Annotated in this window: 11 protein-coding genes; 5 read left to right on the forward strand and 6 right to left on the reverse strand. The window is 70.6% G+C overall.

All coding sequences use genetic code 11. From position 1 onward, the window contains the following. The first annotated feature begins 31 nt into the window (after positions 1 to 31). Positions 32 to 1,375: an ABC transporter permease subunit gene (locus tag ACFVIU_RS16310; RefSeq protein ID WP_385843306.1), complete on the forward strand. Its 1,344-nt coding sequence runs from the start codon at positions 32 to 34 to the stop codon at positions 1,373 to 1,375. Continuing rightward, positions 1,372 to 2,205 carry a carbohydrate ABC transporter permease gene (locus tag ACFVIU_RS16315; protein ID WP_385843128.1) on the forward strand — a complete coding sequence of 278 codons (834 nt, stop codon included), beginning with the start codon at positions 1,372 to 1,374 and terminating at the stop codon, positions 2,203 to 2,205. Before ACFVIU_RS16310 ends, ACFVIU_RS16315 begins: the two co-directional genes overlap by 4 nt. 24 nt (positions 2,206 to 2,229) lie before the next feature. Here the strand turns inward: ACFVIU_RS16315 and ACFVIU_RS16320 are convergent, their stop codons facing one another. The 6 genes from ACFVIU_RS16320 to tkt all read right to left on the reverse strand — a co-directional run bounded on the left by ACFVIU_RS16320 (position 2,230) and on the right by tkt (position 9,486). Continuing rightward, entirely contained in the window at positions 2,230 to 2,724 is a 495-nt protein-coding gene (locus ACFVIU_RS16320) for a lamin tail domain-containing protein (RefSeq protein WP_385843129.1), read from the reverse strand. Between the two features lie 130 nt (positions 2,725 to 2,854). Next, entirely contained in the window at positions 2,855 to 3,637 is a 783-nt protein-coding gene (gene pgl / locus ACFVIU_RS16325) for a 6-phosphogluconolactonase (protein WP_385843130.1), read from the reverse strand. Further along, positions 3,634 to 4,710: a glucose-6-phosphate dehydrogenase assembly protein OpcA gene (opcA, locus tag ACFVIU_RS16330; RefSeq protein ID WP_385843132.1), complete on the reverse strand. Its 1,077-nt coding sequence runs from the start codon at positions 4,708 to 4,710 to the stop codon at positions 3,634 to 3,636. Before opcA ends, pgl begins: the two co-directional genes overlap by 4 nt. Beyond that, positions 4,707 to 6,245: a glucose-6-phosphate dehydrogenase gene (gene zwf / locus ACFVIU_RS16335; RefSeq protein ID WP_385843133.1), complete on the reverse strand. Its 1,539-nt coding sequence runs from the start codon at positions 6,243 to 6,245 to the stop codon at positions 4,707 to 4,709. Before zwf ends, opcA begins: the two co-directional genes overlap by 4 nt. Before the next feature lies 1 nt (position 6,246). Next, on the reverse strand, positions 6,247 to 7,365 hold the full coding sequence (gene tal, locus ACFVIU_RS16340) for a transaldolase (RefSeq protein WP_385843135.1): 1,119 nt from the start codon (positions 7,363 to 7,365) through the stop codon (positions 6,247 to 6,249). 33 nt (positions 7,366 to 7,398) lie between these two features. Beyond that, positions 7,399 to 9,486, reverse strand: a complete 2,088-nt coding sequence (gene tkt, locus ACFVIU_RS16345; RefSeq protein WP_385843136.1) for a transketolase — start codon at positions 9,484 to 9,486, stop codon at positions 7,399 to 7,401. Between the two features lie 411 nt (positions 9,487 to 9,897). Here tkt and ACFVIU_RS16350 point away from each other — a divergent pair, with 411 nt between their 5' ends. The 3 genes from ACFVIU_RS16350 to ACFVIU_RS16360 all read left to right on the forward strand — a co-directional run bounded on the left by ACFVIU_RS16350 (position 9,898) and on the right by ACFVIU_RS16360 (position 12,499). After that, entirely contained in the window at positions 9,898 to 10,869 is a 972-nt protein-coding gene (locus ACFVIU_RS16350) for a heme o synthase (protein WP_385843137.1), read from the forward strand. Between the two features lie 58 nt (positions 10,870 to 10,927). Next, positions 10,928 to 11,248, forward strand: coding sequence for a hypothetical protein (locus ACFVIU_RS16355; protein WP_385843138.1), 321 nt, complete (start codon positions 10,928 to 10,930; stop codon positions 11,246 to 11,248). 144 nt (positions 11,249 to 11,392) lie between these two features. Further along, entirely contained in the window at positions 11,393 to 12,499 is a 1,107-nt protein-coding gene (locus ACFVIU_RS16360; RefSeq protein WP_385843140.1) for an amidohydrolase family protein, read from the forward strand. Positions 12,500 to 12,512 lie beyond the last annotated feature (13 nt).

Below are 12,512 nucleotides of genomic sequence, written 5' to 3' on the forward strand. Positions count from 1 at the left end.
CGCCCCCGTTTAGATACCGCTCTGGGGGGCTCTGTTTTTTTTATACGGCACCCCCCCGGGCCCGCCCGCCGGCCCGGCGCCCGCGCGCCGCGGCCGGCGGCGCGCCCGGCTGATCGCCCTGCTCTTCGTCTTCCCCGCGCTGCTCCTGCTCGGCGCGCTCGTCGTCTACCCGGTGCTGTTCTCCGTCGGCCGCAGCTTCTTCGACGCCTCCGGCACCCGGTTCGTCGGCGGCGACAACTACACCGAGATGTTCCGTGACCCGGCGACCCTGAAGGCCATCCGGAACACCACGATCTGGGTGGTCGTGGCCCCGGCCCTGCTCACCTTCCTCGGCCTGGTGCTGGCCGTGCTGGTGGAGAAGGTCCGCTGGGCCACCGCCTTCAAGCTGCTGCTCTTCATGCCGATGGCCGTGTCCTTCCTCGCCGCCGGCATCATCTTCCGGCTCGCCTACGACGAGGACCCGGACAAGGGCGTCCTGAACGCGGCCGTCGTCTCCGTGCACGACGCCTTCCAGGGCACCCCGGCCTACCCGACGGCCCGCGGCCGCGACGGTCTGCTGACCCGGGACGCGGACGGCTCGTACCGTACGACCGCGGCACCGGGCCGGACCGTCACGCTTCCGCTGGTCGGCGTCCTGCCCAGGGACCTGCCGAAGAACGCCGCCCCCGCCCGCCCGGCAGCGGCCCGCAAGGCGCCCCCCGGCGAACTGCGCGGTGTCGTCTACCTGGACTTCACCCCCGGCGGCGCAGGCCGGCCGGGCAGGGTCGACCCGAAGGAGAGCGGGCTGCCCGGGGTGACGGTCCAGGCGGTGCGCGACGGCAGCACGGCCGCGAGCACCACCACCGCCGCCGACGGCTCCTTCCGCTTCCCCGGCCTGCACCCGGGCCGGTACACGGTGAAACTCCCGGCGTCCGACTTCGCCCAGCCCTACCAGGGCGTCTCCTGGCTCGGCCCGACCCTGGTCACCCCGGCCATCATCGGCGCCTACCTGTGGATCTGGACGGGCTTCGCGATGGTGCTGATCGGCGCCGGTCTGTCGACCCTTCCGCGGGACGCGCTGGAGGCCGCGCGGATGGACGGCGCGAACGAGTGGCAGATCTTCCGGCGGATCACCGTCCCGCTGCTCGCGCCCGTGCTCACCGTGGTCTTCGTGACCCTTGTGATCAATGTGATGAAGGTCTTCGACCTCGTCTACATCATCGCGCCGGGGCCGGTGCAGGAGGACGCCACCGTGCTGGCCACCCAGATGTGGCTGGTCTCGTTCGGCGGCGGCGACAACCAGGGCCTCGGCAGCGCCCTCGGTGTGCTCCTGCTGCTCCTCGTGGTCCCCGCGATGGTCTTCAACGTACGGCGCTTCCGAAGGAGTCAGCGATGAACGCGATCCGGCGCGGCCTGGGCAACGGGCTGGTCCAGGCGTTCCTGGTGGTGGTCGGGCTGATCTGGATGACCCCCCTGGCAGGCCTGTTCGTCTCCTCCCTGCGCTCCTCCGAGGACACCGCCAAGGGCGGCTGGTGGACGGCCGGACCCGGGCAGCTGTCCTTCGACAACTACACGGCGCTGCTGAAGAACTCCGGGATTACGCAGGCATTCTGGAACACGGTGCTGATCTCGGTGCCGGCCACGGCCCTCGTCGTGGGTCTGGCCGCGCTCGCCGGATACGCCTTCGCCTGGCTGGACTTCCCGCTGCGCGAGCCGCTCTTCCTGCTGGTGGTGGCCCTGCTGGTGGTGCCGGTCCAGCTCGGTCTGCTGCCGGTGGCCAAACTCTTCGGCGCGCTCGGCCTGTTCGGCACGATCCCCGGCGTCGTCCTCTTCCATGTGGCCTACGGGCTCCCCTTCGCGGTGTTCCTGCTCCGCAACTACTTCGCGGACATCCCGAAGGAGATGCTGGAGGCCGCGCGGATGGACGGCGGCGGCGAGTGGCGCATCTTCACCCGGCTGGTGCTGCCGGTGGGCCGTCCGGCCCTCGCCTCGCTCGCCATCTTCCAGTTCCTGTGGGTCTGGAACGACATGCTGGTCGCGCTGCTCTTCGCCGACAGCTCCGCCCAGCCGCTCACCGTGGAACTCCAGTCCCAGATCCGCCAGTTCGGCAGCAACATCGACGTCCTGGCACCGGGCGCGTTCCTCTCCCTGATCGTGCCGGTGGTGGTGTTCTTCGCCTTCCAGCGGCACTTCGTCCAGGGCGTGATGGCGGGCTCGGTCAAATGACCGGGCCCGCCCGGCCCGCCCCGGTCAGCCGTGGAAGGAGATGTAGCCGTCGCCGTCCCGGTCGTCACGGGACTTGGTGTAGGAGTGCGTGTCCGCGTGGGCGCCGGACGGCTTGACGAGGTAGATGGTGTCCTTGTCGTTGTTCCAGAGGAAGTTGCAGTTCTGGCGGTAGACGACGTTGTGCGCGTCCGAGTCGGTGCCGCGGCCGCCGCGCAGCTTCACATAGTCGCCGGGCTGGAGGTAGTGGTTCGACGGGAACGTGAACCGGTTGCCCGCCGCGTCCTTCACGACGTAACCCTTGAGGTTGACGGTCGTACTGCGCGAGTAGTTCTTGATGGTCAGGTACTCGTCCCTGGTGTTGCCGGTGCGGCAGCTGTTGGAGTCGCGGCCCGGCGCGTCGTACTGGACGCCCTTGATCTTCAGGGCGGAGGAGTACTCGGTGGCCTGGGCCGGCGCGGCGACGGCGACGGCGAGCGTGCCGGCCGTCGCAACGGCGGCCAGGGTGAGGCGTATACGCATGAGGTCCCCCCTCACTGGTGCGGATGCAGCGCCAGGAGCTTACACAGAAGTTGACCGTTGTATGAACATTCGGTGCGGAAACTGTGAAGCTCGGTCGAGGGGGGACCTCAGTCGTTCGGTGCTCAGGCGGTCACGCCGAGGCGGGCGGGTACAGGGACCTCGGCAGCTGGGAAGCCGCCGCCGCGTCCAGCAGCCACAGCGTGCGCTGCCTGCCGTACGCGCCGGCCGCCGGGGCCTGGATCTCGCCCGCGCCCGACAGGGCGATGGCCGCGGCCTGCGCCTTGTCCTCGCCCGCCGCGAGCAGCCAGACCTCGCGGGCCGCGCGGATCGCCGGAAGCGTCAGCGAGATCCGGGTCGGCGGGGGCTTGGGCGCGCCGTGCACGCCGACCACCGTGCGCTCGGTCTCCCGTACGGCCGGCAGCTCCGGGAAGAGCGAAGCCACATGGGTGTCCGGGCCGACGCCCAGCATCAGGACGTCGAAGGAGGGCACAGAACCGTGGTTCTCCGGCCCGGCCGCCTTCGCCAGTTCGGCCGCGTACGCCTCGGCCGCCGCCTCGACGTCCGTACCGTACGGACCGTCGGAGGCGGGCATGGCGTGCACGCGCTCCGGATCCAGCGGTACGGCGTCCAGCAGCGCCTCGCGGGCCTGGGTGACATTGCGCTCCGGGTCGCCCTCGGGCAGATAGCGCTCGTCGCCCCACCACAGGTCGAGCCGGCCCCAGTCGATGGCGTCCCGGGCGGGCGCCGCGGCCAGCGCGGCCAGCAGGCCGTTGCCGTTGCGGCCGCCGGTGAGGACCACGGACGCGCTGCCCCGGGAGGTCTGCGCGTCCACGATCTTCGTGATCAGGCGGGCCGCGGCGGCCTGCGCCATCAGCTCCTTGTCACGGTGGACGACCAGCTGCGGAGTGCTCACTTCGCCGTCGCCTTTCTCGCCGGTGCCTTCTTGGCGGTCCTGGCCGCCGCCTTCTTCGCGGGCGCCTTGACCGCTTCCTCGACCGGCTCCGGCTCGGCGACCGGCTCCGCGGTCGGCGCGGCGGCTTCCCCGGCCGCCTGTTCCGGAACCGTGTTCAGCCGGTTCACGCCGTAGCGCAGCGCCGACGCGTAGGTGTCGTCCGGGTCCAGCCGGCGCAGCTCCTCCGCGATCAGCTCGGCGGTGTCCCGCCGCTTGAGCGCCACCGCACGGGCCGGCTGGCCCTCGATGGACAGCGTGGCCAGCGAACCGTCCGCGCGGTCCAGCACGATCGGGCCGCAGTCGGTGTCGATGCGGACCGCCGTGAGGCCGGGACCCGCGGACAGGGAGCGCCGGACGGGGACGTCCAGCCGGTCCGCGAGCCACATCGCCAGCAGCTCACAGCTCGGGTTGAACTCCTCGCCCTCCACCTCGACGGCCGTGACCTCGCAGGAGACCTGGTCGAGCGCCGCCGCGAGCATGGAACGCCACGGGGTGATCCTCGTCCAGGACAGGTCGGTGTCACCGGGCGTGTAGCTGTCGGCGCGGGCGGACAGCTCCCGCACCGGCTGCTCGGCGGCGTAGGAGTCGGTGACCCGGCGCTGGGCCAGCGCGCCCAGCGGGTCGTTCGCCGGGTCCAGCGGCGCGTTCACCGGCCACCACACCACGACCGGGGCGTCCGGCAGCAGCAGCGGCAGCACCACCGAGTCGGCGTGGTCGACCACCTCGCCGTACAGCCGCAGGACGGCCGTCTCGCCGGTGCCCGCGTCCGCGCCGACCCGCACCTCGGCGTCCAGCCGGGAGGTGGTGCGGTCCCGCGGGGTGCGGGAGACCCGCTTGATGACCACGAGCGTGCGCGACGGGTGCTCGCGCGAGGCGTCGTTGGCGGCCTTCAGCGCGTCGTACGCGTTCTCCTCGTCGGTGACGATGACGAGGGTCAGGACCATGCCGACGGCGGGTGTGCCGATGGCGCGGCGGCCCTGCACGAGCGCCTTGTTGATCTCTCCGGCGGTGGTGTCGGTCAGGTCTATCTTCATGGCCGGCGCCAGCTCCGTCCGTCTCGTGCGAGCATCTCGTCGGCCTCGGCGGGACCCCAGGTGCCCGACCGGTACTGGGCGGGCCTGCCGTGCTTGTCCCAGTAGTCCTCGATCGGGTCGAGGATCTCCCAGGACAGCTCGACCTCCTCCGTACGCGGGAAGAGGTTGGCGTCGCCGAGCAGCACGTCCAGGATGAGCCGCTCGTACGCCTCCGGGCTGGACTCCGTGAACGACTCGCCGTACGCGAAGTCCATGGACACGTCCCGGATCTCCATCGAGGTGCCCGGCACCTTGGAGCCGAAGCGGACCGTGATGCCCTCGTCGGGCTGGACGCGGATCACGATCGCGTTCTGCCCCAGCTCCTCCGTCGCCGTGTGGTCGAAGGGGGAGTGCGGGGCCCGCTGGAAGACCACCGCGATCTCCGTCACCCGGCGGCCGAGCCGCTTGCCGGTGCGCAGATAGAAGGGGACGCCCGCCCAGCGGCGGTTGTCGATCTCCAGCTTGATCGCGGCATAGGTGTCGGTCTTCGACTTCGGGTCGATGCCGTCCTCTTCGAGGTAGCCGATGACCTTCTCGCCGCCCTGCCAGCCGCCCGCGTACTGACCGCGCACGGTCGAGGCGCCCAGGTCCTTCGGCAGCCGCACGGCACCGAGCACCTTGGTCTTCTCCGCGGCCAGCGCGTCCGCGTCGAAGGAGGCAGGCTCCTCCATCGCGGTCAGCGCGAGCAGCTGGAGGAGATGGTTCTGGATGACGTCACGGGCGGCGCCGATGCCGTCGTAGTAGCCGGCGCGGCCGCCGATGCCGATGTCCTCGGCCATGGTGATCTGTACATGGTCCACGAAGGACCGGTTCCAGATCGGCTCGAACATCGTGTTGGCGAAGCGCAGCGCCAGGATGTTCTGGACGGTCTCCTTGCCGAGGTAGTGGTCGATCCGGAACACCTGGTCCGGCTCGAACACCTCGTGCACGACCTTGTTCAGTTCCTCGGCCGACTTCAGGTCGTGCCCGAACGGCTTCTCGATCACCGCGCGGCGCCAGGAACCACCGGTCTGGTCGGCCAGCCCGTGCTTCTTCAGCTGCTGGATGACCACCGGGAAGGAGCGCGGCGGCACCGACAGGTAGAAGGCGAAGTTGCCGCCCGTGCCCTGGGCCTTGTCCAGCTCCTCGATGGTGGCGCGCAGCCGCTCGAACGCGTCGTCGTCGTCGAAGGTGCCCTGGACGAAGCGCATCCCCTGGATGAGCTGCTGCCAGACCTCCTCACGGAACGGCGTACGGGCGTGCGCCTTGACGGCGTCGTGGACCTCCTGTGCGAAGTCCTCGTTGGCCCATTCGCGGCGGGCGAAGCCCACCAGCGAGAAGCCCGGCGGCAGCAGACCCCGGTTGGCGAGGTCGTACACCGCGGGCATCAGCTTCTTGCGGGACAGGTCGCCCGTGACGCCGAAGATCACCAGGCCCGACGGCCCCGCGATACGCGGGAGCCGTCGGTCGGCGGGGTCACGAAGCGGGTTCGCTCCGGAACCTGCGAGGGGTGACAACTCAGCCCTCCGTGGGGGCGAGGCGCTCCAGCTCCGCCTCGGTCGACTTCAGCAGGTCGTTCCAGGACGCCTCGAACTTCTCGACGCCCTCGTCCTCCAGCACCTGCACCACGTCGTCGTAGGAGATGCCGAGCTGCTCCAGCGCGTCCAGGTCGGCACGGGCCTGCTCGTAGGTGCCGCGCACGGTGTCGCCGGTGATCCGGCCGTGGTCCGCGGTGGCCTCCAGGGTGGCCTCCGGCATGGTGTTGACCGTGTTCGGCGCGACCAGGTCGGTGACGTACATCGTGTCCTGGTAGGCCGGGTCCTTCACACCGGTCGACGCCCACAGCGCACGCTGCTTGTTGGCGCCCGTGTTCTCCAGCGCGTTCCAGCGGTCCGAGGAGAAGACCTCCTCGTACGCCTGGTAGGCGAGACGCGCGTTGGCGACGGCGGCCTTGCCGCGCAGCGCCTTGGCCTCGTCGGTGCCGATGCCGTCCAGCCGCTTGTCGATCTCGGTGTCCACGCGGGACACGAAGAAGGACGCCACGGAGTGGATCAGCGACAGGTCCAGGCCGCGCTCGCGGGCCTTCTCCAGACCGGCCAGGTAGGCGTCCATGACCGCGCGGTAGCGCTCCAGGGAGAAGATCAGCGTGACGTTGACGCTGATGCCGAGGCCGATGACCTCGGTGATCGCCGGCAGACCCGCCTGGGTGGCCGGGATCTTGATCAGGGTGTTGGGGCGGTCCACCAGCCAGGCCAGCTGCTTGGCCTCGGCGACGGTCGCCCGGGTGTTGTGGGCGAGGCGCGGGTCGACCTCGATGGAGACCCGGCCGTCCTGGCCGTCCGTGGCGTCGAAGACCGGCCGCAGGATGTCGGCGGCGTCGCGGACGTCCGCCGTGGTGATCATGCGGATGGCCTCTTCGACGGTAACCTTGCGGGCGGCGAGGTCGGCGAGCTGCTGCTCGTACCCGTCGCCGCTGCTGATCGCCTTCTGGAAGATCGTCGGGTTGGTGGTGACGCCCACGACGTGCTGCTGGTCGATCAGCTCGGCGAGGTTGCCGGACGTGATCCGCTTGCGCGACAGGTCGTCCAGCCAGATCGCGACGCCTTCGTCGGAGAGGCGCTTGAGTGCGTCTGTCATGGAATTACATCTCCTACGTGTCGTATATGAGCGTCAGCGCTGGGCGTCGGCGAGGGATTCCCGCGCCTTGGCGGCCACGTTCTCCGCAGTGAAACCGAACTCGCGGAAGAGCAGCTTGCCGTCGGCCGAAGCACCGAAGTGCTCCAGGGAAACGATGCGGCCGGCGTCCCCGACGTACTTGTGCCAGGTCAGACCGATACCCGCCTCCACGGCGACCCGGGCCTTCACGGACGGCGGCAGCACGGACTCCCGGTACCCCCGGTCCTGCTGCTCGAACCACTCCACGCACGGCATGGACACGACGCGGGTCGGGACGCCGTCGGCCTGGAGCTGCTCGCGCGCCTCGACCGCCACGTGCACCTCGGAACCGGTCGCGATCAGGATCACCTGCGCGTCGCCGCCCTCGGCCTCGAACAGGACATAGCCACCACGGGCAGCGTCCTCGTTGGGCTCGTAGGTCGGCACGCCCTGGCGGGTGAGCGCCAGACCGTGCGGCTGGCCCTTGCCGAACTCCTTGGTCCAGCGGCCCAGGATCTCGCGCCAGGCGACCGCGGTCTCGTTGGCGTCGGCCGGGCGGACGATGTTCAGGCCCGGGATGGCGCGCAGCGAGGCCAGGTGCTCCACCGGCTGGTGGGTCGGGCCGTCCTCGCCCAGACCGATGGAGTCGTGCGTCCACACGTACGTCACCGGCAGGTGCATCAGGGCCGACAGGCGTACGGCGTTGCGCATGTAGTCGGAGAACACCAGGAAGGTGCCGCCGTAGATCCGGGTGTTGCCGTGCAGGGCGATGCCGTTGATCTCGGCGCCCATGGAGTGCTCGCGGATGCCGAAGTGGATGGTGCGGCCGTAGGGGTTGGCCTCCGGCAGCGGGTTGCCCTTCGGCAGGAAGGAGCTGTCCTTGTCGATGGTGGTGTTGTTCGACCCGGCGAGGTCGGCGGAGCCGCCCCACAGCTCGGGGATGACCGCGCCGAGCGCCTGGAGCACCTTGCCGGAGGCGGCACGGGTGGTGACACCCTTGCCCGGCTCGAAGACCGGGAGCTTCTCCTCCCAGCCGGCGGGCAGCTCGCCCTTGCTGATCCGGTCGAACTCGGCGGCCCGCTCGGCGTTGGCGTCGCGCCACAGCTGGAGGGACTTCTCCCACTCGGCCTTCGCCTGGGCACCGCGCTCCAGCGCCTGCCGGGTGTGGGCGATGACCTCGTCCTCGACCTGGAAGCTCTGCTCCGGGTCGAAGCCGAGGACGCGCTTGGTGGCCGCGACCTCGTCGTCACCCAGCGCCGAGCCGTGCGCGGCCTCGGTGTTCTGGGCGTTCGGGGCCGGCCAGGCGATGATCGAGCGCATCGCGATGAAGGACGGCCGGTCGGTGACGGCCTTGGCCTCCTGGATCGCGGCGAAGATCGCCTTCGGGTCCAGGTCGCCGTTGGCCTGCGGCTCCACGCGCTGGACGTGCCAGCCGTAGGCCTCGTACCGCTTGGCGGTGTCCTCGGACACGGCCGTCTCGGTGTCGCCCTCGATCGAGATGTGGTTGTCGTCCCACAGCAGGATCAGGTTGCCCAGCTTCTGGTGGCCGGCCATCGAGGACGCCTCGGCGGCGATGCCCTCCTGGAGGCAGCCGTCACCGGCGATGCAGTAGACGAAGTGGTCGAAGGGGGACTCGCCCTGCGGCGCCTCGGGGTCGAACAGACCGCGCTCGTAGCGGGCGGCCATCGCCATGCCCACGGCGTTGGCGACACCCTGGCCGAGCGGGCCCGTGGTGGTCTCCACGCCCTTGGTGTGCCCGTACTCCGGGTGGCCGGGGGTCTTGGAGCCCCAGGTCCGAAACGCCTTCAGGTCGTCCAGCTCCAGGCCGAAGCCGGCCAGGTAGAGCTGCGTGTAGAGGGTCAGGGACGAGTGGCCGGCGGACAGCACGAAGCGGTCGCGTCCGACCCAGTCCGGGTCGGCCGGGTCGTGCCGCATCACCTTCTGGAAGAGGGTGTAGGCGGCCGGGGCCAGGCTCATGGCCGTACCGGGATGGCCGTTGCCGACCTTCTGTACGGCGTCGGCGGCCAGGACACGGGCGGTGTCCACGGCCCGCTGGTCCAGGTCGGTCCACTCAAGGTCTGTGGTGGTCGGCTTGGTGCTCACCCTGGGTCAGGGCTCCTCTCCACATGTCATTTCGCCGGTCTTTCGGGGCGTGCGCCCACCCGGCCGCCGGCGTGCTTCTGCCCGCCGACCGGCACGAGCCTACCCCCGTGAGGACGTGCGTTTTTTCGAGTGTTTACAGACTGCCGGGACTCTGTGCGATCCGCCTGCCGACTGGCCGAGAAGCCATTTGGCACATGAATACGGAGCCGGTCATCTGAGCGCTCAATCGAGGGGGGTGTCCCCTCTTATGGGGGTCGCTTTCGGAGGCTTCTGTTCCGGGCCGCCGGGCCCTCCTTCCGGGGGCCGCCATCAACACGACCCACCCCCGCGAAGGCCGGAGTATGGGCAACGTCTAAAGTGGCGTGGTACGCGCGAGCCTTTGCCGGGACCTCACACGGGAGGCTTGCTGGGATGTCTCTGTCAGGGGTGTGCGTGACGGCCGTCGAATCCCGTCCAACGGGTGTGCTCGGTGGTGCGAGCCAGAGCCCGGTTCACCGGCCGTTCGGGGCCCGTGTCAAGGCGTTCGTGGCGCTGACGAAGCCGCGGATCATCGAGCTGCTGCTCATCACCACCGTGCCGGTGATGTTCCTGGCCCAGCAGGGGGTGCCGGACCTCAAGCTGGTCCTGCTCACCTGCCTCGGCGGCTACCTCTCCGCGGGCGGCGCCAACGCGCTGAACATGTACATCGACCGGGACATCGACGCCCTGATGGACCGCACCTCGCAGCGGCCGCTGGTGACCGGCATGGTCAGCCCGCGCGAGTGCCTGGCCTTCGGCTTCACCCTCGCGATCGTCTCCACGCTGCTCTTCGGCCTCACGGTCAACTGGCTGAGCGCCTGGCTCTCGCTCGGCGCGCTCCTCTTCTACGTCGTCGTCTACACCATGATCCTCAAGCGGCGTACGGCGCAGAACATCGTGTGGGGCGGCATCGCGGGCTGTATGCCGGTGCTGATCGGCTGGTCCTCGGTCACGAACTCGATGTCCTGGGCGCCGGTCATCCTCTTCCTCGTCATGTTCTTCTGGACGCCGCCGCACTACTGGCCGCTGTCCATGAAGGTCAAGGACGACTACGCGCGCGTGGGCGTGCCGATGCTGCCGGTCGTCGCCTCCAACAAGGTCGTGGCCCGGCAGATCGTGATCTACAGCTGGGTCATGGTCGCCGTGTCCCTGCTGCTCACCCCGCTCGGCTACACCGGCTGGTTCTACACGGCCGTCGCCCTGGCCGCGGGCGGCTGGTGGCTGTGGGAGGCGCACGCGCTCCAGAACCGGGCCAAGGCCGAGGTCACGGGCGGCAAGCTGAAGGAGATGCGGCTGTTCCACTGGTCCATCACCTATGTGTCGCTGCTCTTCGTGGCCGTCGCGGTGGACCCGTTCCTGCGCTGACGCACATCACAGCGGGCTGCCCTCGCCAGCCGATCTACTCGTGAGTAGCATCCTGGTCATGGCAGACACGCAGCAGGTTGACGCGCGGGCCGAGCGCAAGGTGTCCCGGCTCGCCCACCAGATCAGCGCCTTCGCGAAGGCGCACGGCGGCGCGGAGGGCCAGGTGGCCCACATCGGCCGGCGCGGCGCCCGCATCGTCCTCGTCGGCGAGGACGGCGGCTGGGGCGACCTGGTGGCCCCCAGCACCGAGATCGCCCGGAAGGCCGTCGAGAAGGCCGGGATCACCACCCACGAGTCCTTCGACGGCGAGTTCGCGGCGAAGGTGCGGACCGGTGCCTACGAGTGGAAGCGGATGGCCGGCATCCAGGTCGGAGGCTAGCCAGGGGGCGGGGCGGCCCGGAGGCTGGCCCGGGGCGGAGCGCCGGGGCTGGTCGGGCTCCATTTGGCGGGTTGCCGCCACCTGAACCGTGATTCACCCGTTAGGACGTGCAAGGCAGCACAGCGTCCGCACGGGGGAGTCCCGATGATCGAAACGCCGTCCCTCGTGGACCAGTACTGCCACGGCGTACTGCGGACGGAACTGGGCCTCGGCACCTTCGAGGCCCAGCTGGCCCGCACCGAGGGACCCCCGGCCCCGGGCACCACCCTCTTCGACACCCAGACCGGTTTCGCCGTACGCCGCTGGTGCCCGCCCCTGCTCGGCCTGGAACCGCACTGCCCGCCCGCCCGCTATCTGGCCCGGCGCCGCGAACTGGGCGTCCTGGAGGCGGGCCGCAGGCTGCTGCGGGGCAGCGGCATCACCACCTACCTCGTCGACACCGGCCTGCCCGGCGATCTCACCGGCCCCGCCGAGCTGGCCTCCGCCGGGGGAGCCGAGGCCCGCGAGATCGTCCGGCTGGAGCTGCTCGCCGAGCAGGTCGCCGACACCTCCGGCACCGTCGAGTCCTTCCTCGCCAACCTCGCCGAGTCCGTGCACGGCGCCGCCGCGAACGCGGTCGCCTTCACCTCCGTCGCCGGCCTCAGACACGGACTGGCGCTCGCACCCGAACCCCCCGGCCCCGGAGAGGTGCGCGGCGCGGCGGGCCGCTGGCTGGCCGGCCGGCGGGTCGGCGGAGCGCTCACCGACCCCGTGCTGCTCCGCCATCTGCTGTGGGTCGCCGTGGCCTGCGGCCTCCCGCTCCAGCTGCACGCGGGACTCGGCGAGTCCGGCTCCCGGATCGACCGGACCGACCCGGTGCTGCTCACCGACTTCGTCCGGGCCACGGCCGGCCTCGGCACCGATCTGGTCCTGCTGTACGGCTACCCGTACCACCGCCACGCCGCCCACCTGGCCGGCGTCTTCCCGCATGTGTACGCCGATTCCGGCGCCGCGCTGGTGCGCACCGGCGCCCGCGCGGCCGCGGTCCTCGCCGAGATGCTGGAACTGGCGCCCTTCGGCAAGATCCTCTTCTCGACCGGCGCCCACGGGCTGCCCGAGCTGCATGTCGTCGGCGCCCGTCTCTTCCGCGACGCCCTGGCCCGGGTCCTGGGCACCTGGGTCGCCGAGGGCGCGTGGTCGCTGGAGGACGCCCAGCGGGTGGCCCGGCTGATCGCGGCGGACAACGCGCGCCGGGTTTACGGCCTCGGGTGAGCCGACCAGACTC

It is taken from the genome of Streptomyces sp. NPDC127190, assembly GCF_042672505.1.
Lineage (GTDB): Bacteria > Actinomycetota > Actinomycetes > Streptomycetales > Streptomycetaceae > Streptomyces.